Source organism: Ruegeria sp. C9 (assembly GCF_056537585.1).
Genome location: NZ_JBQFRU010000002.1, coordinates 237,329 through 255,750 on the forward strand (window position 1 = coordinate 237,329; position 18,422 = coordinate 255,750).

Here is an 18,422-nt window from a genome sequence, read left to right on the forward strand (position 1 = left end):
TAAACCCCTCCTACCAGCGGCGTTCAAAGCGGCGGCGCAGGATGATAGCGATGATATTCATGGTCAGCAGGAACATCAAAAGGATGATGATGCCGCCCCAGGCTTTCTCGTAAAAACCCACATCGGCACGCGCGGCCCAGGTGTAGATCTGTGCCGGCATGGCCGAGTTCGGCTCGGTGAAGCCCGCCAAAAAGCCATCGGGATAGCCTCGGGCGACAAAACCCACCATGCCGATCAACAGCAACGGAGCAGTTTCACCCAGCGCCTGCGCCAAACCAATGATGGTACCAGTCAGGATACCGGGCGCGGCCAACGGCAGCACGTGGTGGAAGACGGCCTGCATCTTCGAGGCCCCTACCCCCAACGCCGCGTCGCGGATAGACGGGGGAACCGCCTTTAGCGAGGCTCGGGTCGAGATGATGATCGTTGGCAGGGTCATCAGCGTCAGCACCAGACCACCCACCAGCGGTGCCGACTGCGGCAGGTGCATGAATTGAATGAACACTGCAAGCCCCAGGATACCGAAGACGATGGACGGAACGGCGGCCAGGTTCGAGATATTCACCTCGATCAGGTCGGTAAATTTGTTCTGCGGCGCAAACTCTTCCAGATAGATCGAGGCGGCGACCCCAATGGGCAGCGATAGGCACAGCACCACCAGCATCATGAAGAACGAGCCAACAACTGAGGCACCAATACCCGCGCCACCGGGGTTATCCACGCCCGAGTCCGCACCAGTGATGAACGGCCAGTTGAAAGCCTGCTTAATGATCCCCGCTTCTTTCAGTGCGTCCACCAGATCCAGATCGCTGAGTTGCAGGAAGCGGCTGTCCTGCAGTGTTTCACGAGACACCCGACCCTTGAAGTAGCCATCCACACGGCTTGAAGCCGCCAGATCGAACATGATCGGCTCACCCAGCTTGCTAGGATTATCGGCATAGAAGGTTCGGATCGTACCCCCGATTTTGCCCAACAGACGCTCGATGGCATCCTGATCGAAATCCACGGTGATGCCACTTTCGGCCAGTTGTTCATTCAGTTCCGCAATGAACAGATTGGAGTAGGCCTTTGTCTTGAACATCGTGCCTTCGGCTTCATCGCGCTGCGCTTCGCTCAGCGTGAATTCTAAACTGATAACTGTGCGCTGGAAGGCCGGGATGCCTTGCGACAGGATTGAGGCAAACAGCACAATCAGAAAGAACAGTCCGGTCGCGATGGCGACGATCCCATAGGCGCGAAAACGCTTTTCGGCAGCCGCGCGTTTTTTGGTCCGGGCATCGGATGCAGTCAGCGAGGTCGAGGTGTTTTGCATGCTGGCGTCGGTCATTCGTACTGCTCCCGATACTTGCGCACGATATAAAGGGCGAAAACGTTCAGCCCCAGCGTGAGAATGAACAGTGTCATGCCAAGCGCGAAGGCGACGAGGGCCTCGGGCGAGGCGAAATCGGCGTCGCCCGTCAGCTGGCTGACGATCTTGGCGGTGACGGTGGTCATGGCCTCGAACGGGTTCAGGTCCAGACGCGCGGCGGCCCCTGCCCCCAGAACCACGATCATGGTCTCACCGATGGCGCGCGATGCCGCCAGCAGGATCGCTCCCACGATCCCGGGCAAGGCTGCGGGCAAAACGACCTGCCGGATGGTCTCGGATTGTGTGGCCCCCAGCCCGTAAGAGCCATCACGCATGGCCTGAGGCACCGCGTTGATGATGTCGTCGGAAAGCGACGAAACGAATGGGATTAGCATGATGCCCATGACAAGACCGGCGGTCATCACTGCCGTACCGGCTTTCATCCAGCCCAATCCGTCATCCCCGAACACGCTCAGCAACAGCGGGCCAACGGTCAGCAGAGCGAAAAGGCCGTAAACGATGGTCGGGATACCGGCCAGCACCTCAAGCATCGGTTTGGCGATCGAGCGCACGCGCGAAGAAGCGTACTCGCTGAGATAAATCGCAGCGAAAAGACCGATTGGCACGGCCACCAACAACGCCACCAACGAGATATAGAACGTGCCCCACAGCAATGGGATGATACCCAGATCTGATGCCCCGCCACGGCCCGAGAAACTGGGCGCCCAGGTAGTACCGAAAAAGAACTCTGATGCCGGGTAAAGCTTGAAGAACTCCCACGTATTGAAAACCAGCGAAAGGACGATGCCGACCGTTGTCAGGATCGCAATCGACGCAGCCGCCAGCAGCATCACACGAATTCCCTGCTCAACCACATTGCGGGCACGATATTCAGAATGCGTCTGGAACCAACTGAACGCAGCACCGGCCAAGGCGACCAGTATCACAGCGACGGACATTATCGCGTAACCGGTTGAATTTATCGCCCGATAGACTTGAGCTGCATGCAAAACCGTCTGCGTGATGTCCGAGGTTACGACTTGACCCGCGTCCTTCAACTTTTGGGTCATCTCGGAAATATCCGCCCGCGCATCCTGTGCGAGCGTTTCGGTGAGATGTCCCTGGGCAACGGCACTGTCCAGACCATTTGCGGTCCGACGCACCTCGGCCATAACAAGACTGCGCGACGATCCTTCCTTGATCGCCGTTTCGGGAACCATCTCCGAGACCTGAGAGTTAACGTAGAGCGGCTGAACCAGCAGCCAGACGATCAACAAGCCTAAGGCGGGAACTATGACTTTCAGTGCGACGTTCGCGCCATAAAACGAGGGAAGAGAATGCAGATTGCGGCTGTCCCCTCCGGCACTTTGCAAGGCGCGCATTCGCCCCAAAACATATCCGACTGCCGCGATCGCAAGCACGATCAGAATGAGCCAAAGAATTGGCATGACGCCCCCATAGGTCTTGATCGGGATTAGGGAAAAATTGGGGGCGACAGAAAACGCCGCCCCCAGTCAATTCAATCGGGGTGAGGGATTAGCTGCCCGAACCCAAGGTTACTTCGTTGGCAATCGCGTCCTGCGTTTTTGCCAGTTCAGGATCGGCAACCAGACCGTAGTTGGCCAGCGGGCCCGAGGGACCAGCAATTTCTTCATGAGTGAAGAACTGGGCGTATTCTTTCAGACCGGGGATCACGCCGATATGCGCTTTCTTGACGTAGAAAAACAGCGGGCGCGAGACGGGGTATTCACCCGACGCGATGCTCTCGGTCGACGGTGCGATACCACCCATCGTAGCCACTTTCAGCTTGTCGGTGTTGTTCTCGTAGAACGCCAGACCAAACACGCCGATACCATTGGTGTTGGTGTCGATGCGGGCCAGAGTTTCGGTGTAGTCACCGTCGATATCGACCGATTTGCCGTCGGTGCGCACGTCCAGGCATGCATCTTCGGCGTCATCTTCGCTTAGGCCGCCCGCGACCATGGCTTCCATCGCGCCCGTCGCTTCGCAACCTGCCAGCAGAACCTTGTCTTCGAACACTTCGCGGGTACCGTGCTTGGTGCCCGGGATGAACATTGCGATTTCCACATCCGGCAGGTCAGCGTTGAACTCGGCCCAGCTGTTGAAGCTGTTGTCGACCAGCGCGCCATCTTTCATCACTTTCGATCCGATGGCATTGTAAATATCCGCAGGTTCAAACGCCGTGAAGGCAGGACCCGACTGCTGGCTTGCAAATACGATGCCGTCATAACCGATGCGGACTTCCATGATGTCGGTCACACCGTTTTCGGCGCATGCTTTAATCTCTTTTTCACGGATGGCACGCGATGCGTTTGCAACGTCGATCGTGTTTTCACCGACGCCTTCGCAGAAGCGTTTCAGACCGGCGGACGAGCCGCCTGATTCAACAACCGGTGTGGGGAAGTCGGTATTTTCACCGAACAGTTCTGCAACGATTGACGCATAAGGCAGAACGGTGGAAGAGCCAGCAACTTGAACGTTGTCACGCGCAGCAGCAGTGGTTGCCGAGACGGCAGCGATAGCCAGCGCAGAAGCCGACAGTTTTACAAAGGACATTTCAGTCTCCTTGAAAAGGATGGGTACTGATCATCCCCATGATGATCTGAGCGCAGCACTATGACGCCTGCGTAAGCCTTTTGTGACAGGTATGTAACGGTTTCATGACAACTCATGAATTTCTCAGAAATTCTTAACTTGACGAAGCGTCACCCCAGTAAAGCCTGCGTTTGGCACGACCTCAGCGTGGTAGAATGACCGTAAACGTCGCGCCCTGCCCCGGCTCACTTTCCACCCGCAACCTGCCCCGATGGCGATTGACGATATGCTTCACGATTGCAAGCCCCAGTCCGGTTCCGCCCAACTCGCGCGAGCGGTGACTGTCTGCGCGGTAGAACCGTTCGGTCAACCTGGGCAGGTGTTTGGCATCAATACCGGGCCCTTGATCAATGATCTTGATACGTACCGCAGGACCGCGCATCGCCGTATCCCGCTCAGACAGGGTTACGACCACACCGACCTTGCCACCGCTGCCCCCGTATTTGATCGCGTTTTCAACGAGATTGGTTATCACCTGACGAAGCTGATCGCTGTCTCCGACCATCTCGATCGACTCGTTTGGGGCATCCAACGAAACAACAACACTGGCATCATCCGCCAGCGGTCGCAGAGTGTTTAAGGTCGATTGAATCAGACCTGTCAGTTCCAATGGCTCTTTGGGTCTGACCCGTTCTTCACTTTCCACTCGATTCAGCGACAGCAAATCCCCCACAAGCCGGTTCATCCGATTGGCCTCATCCGCCATGATCTGAAGAAAGCGGTCGCGGGCGGCGGTGTCATCGCGGGCGGGGCCTCGCAATGTTTCGATAAACCCCAACAAGGCCGTTAGCGGCGTGCGCAATTCATGGCTGACATTGGCCACAAAATCGCGCCGCATCTGACCTGCCTGTTCCAGATGCGTGATATCTTGAAATACCGCCAATACCGCCTCGGTCCCACCGACGAATCTGCACTGCACCTCAAACGTCGTATCCTGAGCACCATCATTGGAAAGATGCCGCGCTTTGCCGGGCTGCTTCGAGCGCAGGCATTGTTCGACGGCATCGATGACCTGAGGCTGGCGCAGGATCGTGGCAAAATGCCTGCCTTCGATTGCGTGCCCCAAAAGCGTCCGCGCCTCGCTATTTGCGGCGACAATACGCTCGGTCTGACCGACCAGCACCGCGGGCATCGGAATGGCTGAAACCAATTCGGCAAGCAGGGTATCCGTCATGCGCGTTTAGACCGGACGCAATGTTTGGCGAAACTTGCGCATGTTGTCCTGATAGTGCAGCGCACTCAGCGTTAGTTTCTGGGCCGCCGCCTCATCAAGCTGCCGCACAACTTTGCCGGGCGATCCCATAACCAGCGAATTATCGGGGATTTCTTTGCCTTCGGTGATCAGCGCCCCCGCCCCGATCAGACAGTTCTTTCCGATATTCGCCCCGTTTAGAACGATAGCCCCCATACCGATCAGCGTATTGTCTCCGATCGTGCAACCATGCAGCATGACCTTGTGACCAATTGTGCAGTTCTTCCCAATGGTCAGCGGATAGCCCGCATCGATGTGCATCACGCAGTTTTCCTGCACATTGCTGCCTGCGCCCACACGGATTTCTTCGTGATCGGCCCGGATGGTGCACCCGAACCAGACCGAAGCGCCTTGTTCCAGGACCACTTTACCGATCAAGTTGGCGTCGGGGGCTACCCAGGTGTCTTCGTGAATTTGCGGCGAGTGATCGCCCAAAGCATAGATGGTCATGACAAGCCCTCGAACTCGGTCTGCAACGAGCGGATGTGGTTCTGCAGGCTGGGCTGTTGGATGCGACGCATGCGTTCTGCGCTGACGATGGTTTTTAGCCTTTCCTCGGTGGTATCCAAATCATCGTTGATCAGAACATAGTCGTAGTAGCCCCAATGGCTGATCTCATCCCAGCTTTTCAACATACGCTTGGCGATCACGTCTTCGCTGTCCTGCCCACGCCCTTCCAGCCTGCGCCGAAGCTCGCGGATCGAGGGCGGGAGGATGAAAATCGACAACGCATGCTTGCCCAGATCCGAATTGCGGATCTGCACTTCTCCCTGCCAATCGACATCAAAAAGCACATCGCGCCCCTGTGTGATGGACTCGCGGACCGGTCCAGCAGGAGAGCCGTAGAAGTTGCCGAACACATGCGCGTGTTCCAGCATCTGCCCATCCGCCACCTGCTGTTTGAACTCGTCCTCGGATAGGAAGTAGTACTCCCGGCCATGCTCCTCACCCGGGCGCGGAGCGCGGGTGGTGGCCGAGATCGAGAATTCCAAACCGACATCCCACCGCATCAAACGGCGGGCCAGAGTGGATTTACCTGCACCCGAAGGCGAGGACAGAATGATTAATAGACCGCGGCGATCCGCCATGTGATGTTCCCGTCCTTATTCCACGTTCTGCACTTGCTCGCGCATCTGATCGATGACCGCTTTCAGCTCCAACCCAACCGCCGTCAGTTCGGCATTCTGCGATTTCGAGCAAAGCGTATTGGCCTCACGATTGAACTCCTGCATCAGGAAATCCAGCTTACGCCCAACCGGGCCGTCTTGCGTTAAAAGGGAACGCGCCGCAGTGACATGGGCCTTCAACCGGTCAATTTCTTCGGTAATATCGGCCTTGACCGCGATCAGGGCCAGTTCTTGTGCAACGCGATCAGGGTCCGCACCTTGCGTATTGTCGAGAACGCGCGTCAGATTTTCGCGCATGTTTTGCGCCATTTCCACGCGGCGACGCTCGGCCAGATCAGCGGCCTGATCCGTCAGCTTTGCGACTTGGTCGAGTTGTCCCGCAAGAATGCCTGACAGCGCTTCACCTTCGGAACCGCGCATCTCAATGAATGAAGCAAGCAAGCCACCGAACTCAGATTTCAGGTGCTCGACAAGTTGGGCTGGATCATCCGCGTCAGCTCCGGCTTCCAACATCCCTTTCAACGCAAGAAGATCACTGGCTTTGGACGGAGCCAACAATACGCCCCGCGCGCCTGCAAGCGCTTCGGTCTGGGCCAGTGCATCCAGCGCAGCTTCCATCGCTGGGGTGTTCAACCGGACATCCGCGGCGGATTCTTCCCGTCCCATCCGAAGGGACAGCGTGATGTTCCCTCGGTTGACCTGCTTCGACAGATCGCCTCTCAGCGCGGCCTCTAACCCTGTCAACCAATCGGGAAGCCGCAGACGTAAATCCAGCCCCTTGCCATTGACGCTGCGCAATTCCCAAGTCCAGCTATGGGGACCAAACGCCCCCTTGCCCGAGGCGAAACCGGTCATGGATTTGATCATGCCTGCCCTTTCCGTCAAATTCACTGGTCGCACCTAATGCCATTGACCAGCAAGGGGCAAGACCTTGCTCATTCCCCAATCAATGCCAAGAGGTTAACCATTCGTTAAAGAATTGCTCCAAAATTGTATTAACCCGTGTCAATCTGACAGTCAGAAAAGCTGGCGGATCGCAGCTTTGCCCATTAGATGGCATTTTAGGAAAATCGCGAGTGATTGACGGTAGGGTGATGAAATGAAAACCTTTTTCGGGACTGGTTCCGGCTCAGAACTTGGAAAGATCATCGCAATGGACCGATTTGACAGCGGGCGAAGCCTTTCTCCCATCCGTCAGGCCGAAGCCTATTGGACCGCCTTGCTGACAGGTGAAGGCGTTCCGATGCGCTCGCAGATCGATCCGCGCGGCCTGGAGAATATTCTCGAATACACATTCATACTGGAACGCATCGCGCCGGGTTTGGCCCGGTTTCGGCTGGCGGGAAGTCACCTGAACAATCTGGCGGGCATGGAAGTTCGCGGTATGCCTCTAACGGCTTTTTTCGAACCGAGCGCCCGCGATGATGTCAAATCCATTCTGGACCAAGTCCTCACCGGCCCCGCAGTTGCTGAACTGGGCTTGCTTTCGAAAGGCAAGCTCGGACGAACCAGCCTTCAGGCCCGCATGATCCTGCTGCCGCTTAAAAGCGATCTGGGCGACGTCAGCCGCATTCTTGGGGTTATGGTCAGCGACGGAACCATCGGGGCGACACCGCGTCGCTTCATCGTCTCGGATCGCCGCGTCAACACGATCTCTGATTTGCAACAGCCTCCGAGGCCTATCCAACAGCAAGCAGAGGGGTTCGCTGAAGACCAGACCGCGTTCAAAGGGGCACCGCACCTAAGGTTGGTATCATCACGTGACGACTAAATGAAAACGGCGGGCATGAGGCCCGCCGTCTTACTAATTCAGGATGTATTCGAAGTCAGCTTGCAGCGCGCTTGCTGCGGTCACGACGTAGGTTGGTCAGTTCTTCCGCGACAAGGAATGCAAGTTCCAGCGACTGCGAGGCGTTCAGGCGCGGGTCGCAAGCTGTGTGATAGCGATCCGAAAGATCCTCTTCGGTCACCGCGCGCACACCTCCGGTGCATTCGGTGACATCCAGCCCTGTCATTTCGAAATGAACACCACCGGGGATCGTGCCTTCAGCCTGATGTACGCCAAAGAAATCGCGTACTTCGCGCAGCACGGAATCAAACGGCCGGGTCTTGTAGCCGGTCGCGGATTTGATCGTGTTGCCATGCATCGGATCGCAGACCCAAGTAACCTGTACGCCCTCTTCCTTCACGGCTTTGACCAGACGCGGCAGATGCTCACCCGCTTTACCTGCACCAAAGCGCGCGATCAGAGTCAGACGCCCCTCTTCGTTTTCGGGATTCAACTTGGACATCAGAACCTTGAGGTCTTCGGCACTAGTTGTCGGGCCACATTTCAGACCAATCGGGTTCAGAACACCCCGGCAGAACTCGACATGCGCGCCGTCGGGCTGACGGGTCCGATCGCCGATCCAGATCATGTGCCCAGAACCGGCCAACCAATTGCCCGAGGTCGAATCCAGACGGGTCAACGCCTCTTCGTACTCAAGCAACAGGCTCTCGTGGCTGGTATAAAACTCCACCGATGAGAATTCGTGGGTGGTGTCGGCGGTGATGCCTGCAGCCCCCATGAAGTCAATCGAATCCTGAATGCGGTCGGCGATCTCAGAGTATTTCTGAACGTCTTGCCCGTCAGCAAAACCCAGCGTCCACGAATGCACGTGGCTCATATCCGCAAAACCACCGGTCGAGAACGCCCGCAGCAGGTTCAGTGTAGCCGCCGCCTGTGTATAGGCCTGAAGCATCTTGTCGGGATTCGGAATGCGTGCCTCGGGTGTAAAGGCCAGCTCATTGATGATGTCGCCGCGGTAGCTGGGCAGCTCCACACCGTCCACAACCTCGGTTGGCGCACTGCGCGGTTTTGCAAACTGGCCCGCCATGCGGCCAACTTTAACCACGGGAACCTTGGCGCCGTAAGTTAGCACCATTGCCATCTGCAGCATCACCTTGAACGTGTCACGGATCGCATCCGCGCTGAACTGCTCAAAGCTTTCAGCGCAATCCCCGCCTTGCAACAGGAACGCTTCGCCACGGCCCGCGGCTCCCAGATGCTGCTTCAGCCGTCGCGCTTCACCCGCAAAAACCAGCGGGGGATACTGCGAAAGCTGCGCCTCGACTTTGGCCAGCGCGGCCGCGTCGGTATAGTCTGGCATCTGAACCCGGGGCTTGTTGCGCCAGTTCGTTTTTTGCCATTCAGTCATAGCTTTTATCTCCGCTGAAGTATTTCAGGTGGCCTCTATACAAAATGCATGAATGAGAGGCCATATCCCTTTTGCGCCTCTTGACGCCATAATCAAGCTTTGAGCATGGTGACTGGCATATCCGCCACCGTGGAAATCCCGGTGCGCGCCGAATCAAGGACAGTTCGCCATGCAAGAGCAACGCCAAGTTGTCACTGTGGATCATAGCACAGGCAAGCCGCATAACTTTGTATTTGTGCTCTTGGACAAGTTTTCCCTTCTGTCATTCGCTTCGGCTTTGGACAGTCTGCGGATCGCCAATCGAATGGCCAACCGAGAGCTTTATACCTGGACCTTGACGGGCGAAGGCGGTGAAACAGTGACTTGTTCAGCCGGAACTTCTTTCAATCTTGATTCTGATCTAACCGAATTGCAGCGTGACGACGTCGTCCTGATCTGCGGGGGGGTCGATGTACAAGCGGCAACCACCAAACGAATCCTGAACTGGGTACGCCGCGAAGCGCGTAAAGGGTTGAAAATCGGCGGTCTTTGCACCGCGGCCTATACGCTGGCCAAAGCCGGTTTGCTGGAAGGCAAGCGCGCAACGATCCATTGGGAAAACTCAGACAGTTTTGCCGAAGAATTCGACACAGTAGAGCTGACCAAGTCGGTGTTTTTGGTTGATGGCAACCGAATGACAACTGCCGGCGGCACATCCTCGATTGACCTGATGCTCAAGCTGATTGCCGAAGATTACGGAGAAGATCTGGCCAACGCGGTCGCTGATCAGATGATCTATTCTTCGATACGTACGGATCAGGACACGCAACGTTTGTCGACACCTACACGGATCGGCGTGCGCCACCCCAAGCTCAGTCAGGTTATCCTGATGATGGAAAAGAACATAGAAGAGCCAATCTCGCCTTCTATTCTTGCCAAGGACGTAGGCATGTCGACGCGCCAGCTAGAACGTCTGTTCCGCCGCTATCTAAGCCGCTCGCCCAAGCGCTACTATATGGAGTTGCGCCTACATAAAGCGCGGAACTTGCTGATGCAGACCGATATGAGCGTCATCAATGTGGCGCTGGCTTGCGGCTTTGCCAGCCCGTCGCATTTCTCTAAATGCTACCGGGCGCATTACAACACCACGCCTTATCGCGAACGCGGTGCACAGAGCGGTCGGTTGTCTGTTTAATCCAAAGCCGCAGGGAAACCTTACAAATCTTTCGCAAAGTAGTGCAGGTGCGGCCGTAACATCGGTTGATCCAGATAGGTCGTGGTTTCGATTGGTGAGTCCAGTTCAACAAAACCAAGTTTGGGGTACAGGTCGCGCATTTCGACATTCGGTGTAAGCGTATCGGCGATGAGGCGTTTCAAACCCATATCACGCGCGGCCTGTTCCCGGGCTTCGATCAAGGCACGCCCGGCACCGGTCCCCCGTGCCTCCTCGGTCACAAAAACCCGCTTAAGTTCACCGGTTTGGTGATCAAATCGTTTCAGCATCCCACATCCAATGATATCTCCGGCATCGTTTCGCGCCACCACAAGACATCCATTCGGGGGTAGGTAATCCTCTGTATGCGCCCAAAACTCCGCCAATGCGCTTTCGGGGGCCGCTGGATCAATCTCAAAGCCCATATCCTGCATTCGTTGCACGATAAGCGCGTAATACTGTGCCAGAATCGTATTCAATTCGCGCTTTGGCGGCATTGTTTCACAAAGCTCGATTACAAAATCACTCATTCAAATCTCCTGATCACCCTGAAGCCCGGAACAGATACACCGTGACCGAATGGCATAGAAGCAAACGCCCTAACCCCGTTTAATACCGTCAGAGGGGCGTCATTCGGTAAACCGCGCCTTGCCCAACGGAAATGAACCAGATCGACCCATCTGGTGCTTCGGCGATGTCGCGAACACGTTCGGTCTCGGGGCCTTCGATCTGCTCAACCTCACGCAGTGGATCGCCCGCCAAACGTGCAATGTAGTCGAATTTCAAAGAGCCAACGAACAGATTCCCCTTCCATTCCGGCCAAAGTTTACCGGAATAGACCATCAAGCCAGAGGGTGCGATGGAAGGATCCCAATAGTGCTCGGGCTGTTCCATTCCTTGCTTCGACGTGCCTTCACCGATCTTCTGACCCGAATAATGAACGCCATATGAAATCACTGGCCAGCCATAATTGGCACCGGGTCTGATCAGATTAACCTCATCCCCGCCTTTTGCCCCGTGTTCCGAAACCCAAAGCCGGCCCTGCAGATCCAAATTGGCACCCTGAGGGTTTCTGTGACCAAACGACCAGATCTCGGGGCGGACACCGGGATTGCCCACAAACGGGTTATCACTGGGAACTGAACCATCACGGTTGATCCGAATGACCGTACCCATGTGGTTCGTTCGATCCTGCGCAGCCGGGCGATCACCTCGGTCACCGATAGTGACGAACAACGTGCCATCATTCGCTTCAACGACGCGAGAACCAAAGTGGCGCCCGCCTGAGCCACCGGGAGAGGCCTCGAATATCACGCGCAGATTGGTCAGACGTTCCCTGTTTTCCGATAAACGAGCGACAGCGACAGCGGTGCCTGCACCGCCTCGTTGCGATTTGGAGAAAGTCAGAAAAAGCTCGCGGGTCTGATTAAAGTCACGCGCGATGGTGACATCTAGCAAACCGCCCTGCCCGTTCGCGACCACTTTTGGCAGACCCTTGATGCGCTTCGCCTCACCTCCGGCAACGTACAAAAGCTCGCCATCTCGCTCAGTGACAACAAAGCTGCCATCCGGAAGAATGCCAATCGCCCAAGGTGTATCAAGGCCTCTAACCACCTGAGTAACCTGAACCGGCCCGCCGGTTGTGTTGATGACATCGGACCAGCCTGCAATCGACCAGCACGACAGAATGAGAATCGCAAAAGTTCTGATCATATCGACCCAATCCCTAGTGGTGCACCGCAACAAACTGACCTAGCCTAACAAAACAGATAGGATTGCTGCTTTCAAAAGCACTTTTTTGTTAGGACTTTTCTTTTTCGGACAGCTTGCCTAGGGTCATGCCCAGAACGACGACGTTCAAACGATAAATAGGGAGTAACCTAATGAAAAAGCTGCTTACCGCTACTGCAGCAACCGCTCTGCTGGCGGGTACCGCTATGGCCGAGGACGTGAAGCTGGGCGTGCTGTTCGGCTTTACAGGCCCGATTGAATCGCTGGCCCCGGCCATGGGTTCGGGCGCTGAAATGGCGATGGCCGAGGTCACCGAATCCGGCAAACTGCTGGACGGCGCAAGCGTGACCGGAACCCGCGCCGATACCGGCTGTATCGACAATGGTCTGGCCACCTCGAACGGCGAACGTATGATTGCCGATGGCGTTGCCGGTATCATCGGCGGCGACTGCTCGGGCGTCACTGGCGCAATCCTGCAGAACGTCGCGATCCCGAACGGCATGGTCATGATCTCGCCGTCGGCCACGTCTCCGGGTCTGTCGACCATGGAAGACAACGGCCTGTTCTTCCGCACCGCGCCGTCGGATGCGCGTGAAGGTCAAGTAATGGCAGACATCCTGAATGACCGTGGCATCAGCTCGATTGCTCTGACATACACCAACAACGACTATGGCAAGGGTCTGGCGGACGCAATCCAGTCCTCGTTCGAGGCTTCGGGTGGCGAAGTCACCATCGTTGCCGCGCACGAAGACGGCAAGGCCGACTATTCGGCCGAAGTTGGCGCGCTGGCCTCGGCCGGTGGCGATATTCTCGTGGTCGCAGGATATCTGGACCAAGGTGGTTTGGGCATCATCCAGTCGGCTCTGGACAGCGGAGCGTTTGACACGTTCGGTCTGCCGGGCGGCATGATCGGTGACTCACTGCCGGCAAACGTTGGTCCCGACCTGAACGGCTCGTTCGGTCAGATCGCTGGCTCGGGCGGTGAAGGTGCCGAGAAGTACTTTGCCATGGCTGAAGCTGCGGGCTTTGACGGTTCGTCGCCCTACTCGCCGGAAAGCTATGACGCCGCCGCGCTGTTCATGCTGGCGATGCAGGCCGCAGGTTCGACCAACCCCGCTGAATACGGCGCGAAAATCATGGATGTCGCCAACGCTCCGGGTGAGCAAATCTTCCCCGGAGAACTGGCTAAAGGTCTGGAGCTGTTGGCTGCCGGTCAGGACATCGATTATGTCGGCGCATCGGGCGTTGAACTGATCGGCCCTGGTGAAAGCGCAGGTTCCTATCGCGAGATCGAGGTGACCGACGGCGAAAACAAGACCGTCAACTTCCGTTGATCCAAGGTTAAAAGTCATAAAAACAAGCAGCCCGGCCCTTGTGTCCGGGCTGTTTCAATGAAAAAAGGCCGCACTCCGGTTAACGGGGATGGTAAAAACGCCGAAAACGGCGGCTAGGGGAAAAGATGATCGTCGTCGATGACGTGCACAAGCATTTCGGCGGGTTTCATGCGGTGGACGGGGCATCGCTGGAAATCCAAAAGGGCTCGATCACCGGTCTGATCGGACCGAACGGGGCCGGAAAAACCACGCTATTCAACGTGATCGCGGGCGTACTTCCACCGACCAGCGGTAAGGTACACATGGACGGTGAGGATATCACTGGCCTGCCCCCGCACGAGCTGTTTCATAAGGGCCTGCTGCGCACCTTCCAGATCGCGCATGAGTTTTCGTCGATGAGTTGCCGTGAAAACCTGATGATGGTGCCCGGCGCACAATCCGGGGAATCGCTGTGGAACACATGGTTCGGGCGTAAGCGTATCGCGGATGAGGAACGCGCACTTAGGGCGAAAGCCGATGAGGTGCTGGAGTTCCTGACAATCGAACATCTCGCCGATCACAAGGCCGGTCAGGTCTCGGGCGGTCAGAAGAAGTTGCTGGAACTTGGCCGAACCATGATGGTCGATGCCAAGATCGTGTTTTTGGACGAGGTCGGCGCTGGTGTGAACCGCACCCTCCTGATGACCATCGCCGACACGATCCTGCGCCTGAACAAGGAACGCGGCTATACCTTCGTCGTTATCGAGCACGACATGGATTTCATTGGCAGGATTTGCGACCCGGTCATATGCATGGCCGAGGGCAAGGTGCTTGCCGAAGGTACTCTGGACGAGATCAAGGCCAATGAGCACGTGATCGAAGCTTACCTAGGCACCGGCCTTAAGAACAAAGACAAGCTGGAGGCGGGCGCATGAGCGACAACCCCTACCAGGACGATAAGGGCAACAAGGACGCCTCGATCACCAATACGCATGGTGTCGGCACCATGACTCCAGCGCATCGCAAAAGCGGTGAAACGCATCGGGTCGAGGGCGGTCCTTTCCTGATTGGCGACACTATGACTGGTGGCTATGGCAAAGGGCCAGACATCCTGCATGACTGCACCATCGCCGTTGATAAGGGCGAGATCGCGGTGATCGTCGGCCCCAACGGCGCGGGCAAATCCACCGCAATGAAAGCTGTGTTTGGCATGCTGGACGTACGCCAAGGGTCTGTGCGGCTGGATGGCGAAGATATCACCAATCTCAGCCCGCAAGACCGCGTGGTACGCGGCATGGGCTTTGTCCCGCAGACCTCGAACATTTTTACGTCGATGACAGTGGAAGAGAACCTTGAGATGGGTGCCTTCATCCGGCGCGACGACATCAGCCAGACAATGGAACAGGTCTATGACCTCTTCCCCATCCTGCGCGACAAGCGCAACCAGGCCGCCGGAGAGCTGTCGGGCGGCCAGCGCCAACAGGTCGCTGTGGGCCGTGCGCTGATGACTCAGCCCAAGGTGTTGATGCTGGACGAACCCACCGCCGGTGTCTCACCAATCGTGATGGATGAGCTGTTCGACCGGATCATCGAAGTTTCGCGCACCGGCCTGCCGATCCTTATGGTCGAACAGAATGCCCGTCAAGCGCTGGAGATTGCGGACAAGGGATATGTACTGGTCCAGGGTCGCAATGCCTATACCGGGACAGGCAAGGAGCTGTTGGCCGATCCAGAAGTTCGCAAGAGTTTCTTGGGGGGATGACGCCAGTGACAGCTACTCTCGTGTTTGATCACTCTGAAATCAGGTCGAAAAGACGTACGAACTTGGAAAATGAGGTAACGAACTAATGGACTTCCTCAACGCCCTTGTGGCGCTCTCCAACTTCGTTCTTGTTCCCGCAATCGCCTATGGCAGCCAGTTGGCGCTGGGCGCTTTGGGGGTGACGCTGATCTACGGCATCCTGCGGTTTTCGAACTTTGCCCATGGCGATACGATGGCCTTTGGCGCGATGATCGCCGTGCTGGTCACATGGGGTCTGCAGGCCGCTGGGGTCAGCTTCGGGCCGTTACCGACCGCTCTGCTGGCCCTGCCCTTTGCCATTCTGGGCTGTATCGTTCTGGTGCTGATCACCGACCGGTTGGTCTATCGGTTCTATCGGGAACAGAAGGCCAAACCGGTCATTCTGGTGATCGTCTCGATGGGCGTGATGTTCATCATGAACGGGCTGGTTCGTTTCATCATCGGTCCGGATGACCAAAGGTTCTCGGACGGAGCGCGTTTCATCGTCTCGGCGCGAGATTTCAAGGCGATGACTGGGCTGCGTGAAGGGCTGGCTATCAAGACCTCCCAGGGCATCACGGTGATCGTGGCGGTTGTCGCCGTGGCGCTGTTGTTCTGGTTCCTGAACAAAACGCGCACCGGCAAATCAATGCGGGCCTATTCTGACAATGAGGATCTTGCGTTGCTGTCCGGTATCAACCCCGAGCGCGTGGTGATGATCACATGGATCATCGTTGCCGCGCTGGCGACCACTGCGGGCGTGCTTTACGGCCTCGACAAAAGCTTCAAGCCATTTGTCTATTTCCAGCTTTTGCTGCCGATCTTTGCCTCGGCTATCGTGGGTGGCCTCGGAAACCCTCTGGGAGCCATCGCAGGCGGTTTCATCATCGCGTTTTCTGAGGTGACGATCACCTACGCGTGGAAGAAAGTGCTCACCTATCTGGCACCTGAAAATCTGGAGCCGTCAGGTTTGGTGCAGTTCCTGTCCACCGATTACAAATTCGCTGTCAGCTTTGCCATTTTGCTGATCGTACTTCTGTTTAAGCCAACCGGCTTGTTCAAAGGAAAAGTGATATGAGCGAGCCCGTCAAAAACACGCTGCTTTTTGTGGTCGTCGGCGCACTCATCCTGTTGACCGGATTCACCCAAAGCTGGAACGCCGCAATCCTGATCCTGAACATGGGCTTGATCTCGGCCATCATGTCGATTGGCGTGAATCTGCAATGGGGCTTTGCTGGCCTCTTCAACGTTGGTGTCATGGGCTTTGTCGCGCTGGGCGGGCTGGCGGTTGTGCTGGTCTCGACACCCCCAACCCCCGGCGCCTGGTCTGGTGGCGGGTATGGCGTCATCCTGTCGCTTTTGATGGGCGCGGCAACCGTGGTTGCAGCTGTGATGGTGGCCCAAAAAATGCCCAAGGGACGCCCACAAACCTTTGCAATCATCGGTATTCTGGTCGTAGGTTTTTTTGTTTACCGCGCAATTTTTGATCCCAACGTAGCTGCGATCGAAGCGATTGATCCTGCTGTCGCAGGTAATATCGGCGGTTTGAACCTTCCTGTCCTATTCGCTTGGCCTGCCGGGGGACTTTTGGCGGCGGGCGCAGCATGGCTGATCGGAAAAACGGCGCTGGGCCTGCGCTCGGACTATTTGGCAATTGCCACACTTGGTATCGCCGAGATCATCATCGCCGTCATGAAAAACGAGGACTGGCTGGCACGTGGGGTCAAGAACGTCTACGGCATTCCACGCCCCTCACCGGTGGTTGGCTACGAAGTTGAATTGCAGCAAGACCCAACTTTCCTTGCAAGGGCCGAGTGGTTCGGGCTGGATCCGGTTACTGCCTCGACGCTTTCCGTCAAGCTGGGCTACTCTTTGCTGTTCCTGATCGTGCTACTGGTGCTGCTGTGGATGGCTCAGATGGCGTTGAAAAGCCCTTGGGGCCGCATGATGCGCGCCATCCGCGACAACGAGGTTGCCGCCGAGGCGATGGGCAAGGATGTCACCCGCCGCCATCTACAGATCTTTGTTCTGGGCTCAGCCATCTGCGGCATCGCCGGTGCGATGATGACCACTTTGGACGGGCAGCTGACGCCGGGCACTTACAACCCGCTTCGCTTTACCTTCCTTGTCTGGGTCATGGTGATCGTCGGCGGGTCGGGCAACAATTTCGGAGCCGTACTGGGAGCGTTCCTGATCTGGTTCCTGTGGGTTCAGGTTGAACCCATGGGCCTGTGGCTGATGAACCTGATAACCTCAGGCATGCCTGACGGCAGCGCACTTAAGACGCATCTGATAGATAGCGCCGCACATATGCGCCTGTTCACCATGGGGCTGATTCTTTTGATTGTTCTCAGATTCAGTCCAAGAGGGCTGATCCCCGAGAAATAAGCAAAATTTCTTGCGAAATTCCCCTAACGCACCGTTAATCGGTGCGTTTTATTGTGCGGCGAGTCAGAACGCTCTAAATCGGTGTATCGTGATCCACCACATCGCGCTGTGCCCCATACCATGTTTGTTTGGTGCGGAGTTGTAACGATCTGACAGTTAACCAAGATGAGAGCACCGTAGTCGCAATGATTAAACCACTCAGAGTTTTCGCAATCGGGATCCCGCTGATGGCAACGCTATCAGCGTGTATTCCCTCACCCGAACAGTTGGAGACCACCCCGGTCAAGGTCCAGACGCCCAAAGGAGTTGTGACCTGTCAGCTTTACCGCCAGGACCGCGTCACCTGGGACCGCGCAATCGATTTTCCGGCCACCAAAATGTCGGTGCCCGAGGCGGATAATTATTGCAGACAGGAAGGCCTGCGCCGGCTTAATCGATAACAATATGGGCGCGCGACTGGTTCGGCGCGCGCTGCGCT

Annotated in this window: 18 protein-coding genes; 8 read left to right on the top strand and 10 right to left on the bottom strand. The window is 56.7% G+C overall.

Going from position 1 to position 18,422, the window contains the following annotated elements; translation table 11 throughout:
- Nucleotides 1-10 precede the first annotated feature (10 nt).
- The 7 genes from pstA to ACR0NE_RS05395 all read right to left on the bottom strand — a co-directional run bounded on the left by pstA (nucleotide 11) and on the right by ACR0NE_RS05395 (nucleotide 7,210).
- Nucleotides 11-1,327 carry a phosphate ABC transporter permease PstA gene (gene pstA / locus ACR0NE_RS05365; protein ID WP_170595608.1) on the bottom strand — a complete coding sequence of 439 codons (1,317 nt, stop codon included), beginning with the start codon at nucleotides 1,325-1,327 and terminating at the stop codon, nucleotides 11-13.
- Complete coding sequence (gene pstC / locus ACR0NE_RS05370; protein ID WP_170595605.1) at nucleotides 1,324-2,796, bottom strand: phosphate ABC transporter permease subunit PstC; 1,473 nt, start codon at nucleotides 2,794-2,796, stop codon at nucleotides 1,324-1,326. The genes pstA and pstC overlap by 4 nt, the downstream gene beginning before the upstream one ends.
- Nucleotides 2,797-2,884: 88 nt before the next feature.
- Nucleotides 2,885-3,925: a substrate-binding domain-containing protein gene (locus tag ACR0NE_RS05375; RefSeq protein WP_170393061.1), complete on the bottom strand. Its 1,041-nt coding sequence runs from the start codon at nucleotides 3,923-3,925 to the stop codon at nucleotides 2,885-2,887.
- A 181-nt stretch (nucleotides 3,926-4,106) separates the two neighbouring features.
- Nucleotides 4,107-5,138 carry an ATP-binding protein gene (locus ACR0NE_RS05380; RefSeq protein ID WP_170595603.1) on the bottom strand — a complete coding sequence of 344 codons (1,032 nt, stop codon included), beginning with the start codon at nucleotides 5,136-5,138 and terminating at the stop codon, nucleotides 4,107-4,109.
- Nucleotides 5,139-5,144: 6 nt separating this feature from the next.
- Complete coding sequence (locus tag ACR0NE_RS05385; RefSeq protein WP_170595601.1) at nucleotides 5,145-5,666, bottom strand: gamma carbonic anhydrase family protein; 522 nt, start codon at nucleotides 5,664-5,666, stop codon at nucleotides 5,145-5,147.
- Nucleotides 5,663-6,304, bottom strand: coding sequence for a guanylate kinase (gmk, locus tag ACR0NE_RS05390; RefSeq protein WP_170595599.1), 642 nt, complete (start codon nucleotides 6,302-6,304; stop codon nucleotides 5,663-5,665). The genes ACR0NE_RS05385 and gmk overlap by 4 nt, the downstream gene beginning before the upstream one ends.
- A 15-nt stretch (nucleotides 6,305-6,319) precedes the next feature.
- Nucleotides 6,320-7,210, bottom strand: coding sequence for a YicC/YloC family endoribonuclease (locus ACR0NE_RS05395; RefSeq protein WP_170595597.1), 891 nt, complete (start codon nucleotides 7,208-7,210; stop codon nucleotides 6,320-6,322).
- A gap of 232 nt (nucleotides 7,211-7,442) precedes the next feature.
- On the opposite strand from ACR0NE_RS05395, the gene ACR0NE_RS05400 reads away from it, so the two are divergent.
- Nucleotides 7,443-8,114: a PAS domain-containing protein gene (locus ACR0NE_RS05400; protein ID WP_170595595.1), complete on the top strand. Its 672-nt coding sequence runs from the start codon at nucleotides 7,443-7,445 to the stop codon at nucleotides 8,112-8,114.
- Between the two features lie 55 nt (nucleotides 8,115-8,169).
- Here ACR0NE_RS05400 and ACR0NE_RS05405 read toward each other — a convergent pair whose 3' ends face one another.
- Entirely contained in the window at nucleotides 8,170-9,540 is a 1,371-nt protein-coding gene (locus ACR0NE_RS05405) for a class II 3-deoxy-7-phosphoheptulonate synthase (protein WP_170595593.1), read from the bottom strand.
- Between the two features lie 169 nt (nucleotides 9,541-9,709).
- On the opposite strand from ACR0NE_RS05405, the gene ACR0NE_RS05410 reads away from it, so the two are divergent.
- Nucleotides 9,710-10,714, top strand: coding sequence for a GlxA family transcriptional regulator (locus ACR0NE_RS05410; protein WP_170393055.1), 1,005 nt, complete (start codon nucleotides 9,710-9,712; stop codon nucleotides 10,712-10,714).
- A 20-nt stretch (nucleotides 10,715-10,734) separates the two neighbouring features.
- On the opposite strand, the gene ACR0NE_RS05415 is transcribed toward ACR0NE_RS05410, so the two are convergent.
- Both ACR0NE_RS05415 and ACR0NE_RS05420 read right to left on the bottom strand, forming a co-directional pair.
- On the bottom strand, nucleotides 10,735-11,262 hold the full coding sequence (locus ACR0NE_RS05415; protein ID WP_170562711.1) for a GNAT family N-acetyltransferase: 528 nt from the start codon (nucleotides 11,260-11,262) through the stop codon (nucleotides 10,735-10,737).
- Nucleotides 11,263-11,350: 88 nt separating this feature from the next.
- Nucleotides 11,351-12,445, bottom strand: coding sequence for a PQQ-dependent sugar dehydrogenase (locus ACR0NE_RS05420; RefSeq protein ID WP_170405812.1), 1,095 nt, complete (start codon nucleotides 12,443-12,445; stop codon nucleotides 11,351-11,353).
- Nucleotides 12,446-12,615: 170 nt separating this feature from the next.
- Here ACR0NE_RS05420 and ACR0NE_RS05425 point away from each other — a divergent pair, with 170 nt between their 5' ends.
- The 6 genes from ACR0NE_RS05425 to ACR0NE_RS05450 all read left to right on the top strand — a co-directional run bounded on the left by ACR0NE_RS05425 (nucleotide 12,616) and on the right by ACR0NE_RS05450 (nucleotide 18,384).
- Entirely contained in the window at nucleotides 12,616-13,797 is a 1,182-nt protein-coding gene (locus tag ACR0NE_RS05425; protein ID WP_170393052.1) for an ABC transporter substrate-binding protein, read from the top strand.
- A 125-nt stretch (nucleotides 13,798-13,922) separates the two neighbouring features.
- Nucleotides 13,923-14,711, top strand: a complete 789-nt coding sequence (locus ACR0NE_RS05430) for an ABC transporter ATP-binding protein (protein ID WP_170595591.1) — start codon at nucleotides 13,923-13,925, stop codon at nucleotides 14,709-14,711.
- A complete protein-coding gene (locus ACR0NE_RS05435) occupies nucleotides 14,708-15,538 on the top strand; it encodes an ABC transporter ATP-binding protein (RefSeq protein WP_170393050.1) in 831 nt (276 codons plus the stop codon). Before ACR0NE_RS05430 ends, ACR0NE_RS05435 begins: the two co-directional genes overlap by 4 nt.
- Nucleotides 15,539-15,623: 85 nt before the next feature.
- Nucleotides 15,624-16,634, top strand: a complete 1,011-nt coding sequence (locus ACR0NE_RS05440) for a branched-chain amino acid ABC transporter permease (protein WP_170393049.1) — start codon at nucleotides 15,624-15,626, stop codon at nucleotides 16,632-16,634.
- Complete coding sequence (locus ACR0NE_RS05445) at nucleotides 16,631-17,944, top strand: branched-chain amino acid ABC transporter permease (protein WP_170509854.1); 1,314 nt, start codon at nucleotides 16,631-16,633, stop codon at nucleotides 17,942-17,944. Before ACR0NE_RS05440 ends, ACR0NE_RS05445 begins: the two co-directional genes overlap by 4 nt.
- A gap of 227 nt (nucleotides 17,945-18,171) precedes the next feature.
- The gene (locus tag ACR0NE_RS05450) at nucleotides 18,172-18,384 is read left to right on the top strand and encodes a hypothetical protein (protein WP_480438555.1); all 213 of its coding nucleotides are present in this window, start codon (nucleotides 18,172-18,174) and stop codon (nucleotides 18,382-18,384) included.
- Nucleotides 18,385-18,422: the final 38 nt, after the last annotated feature.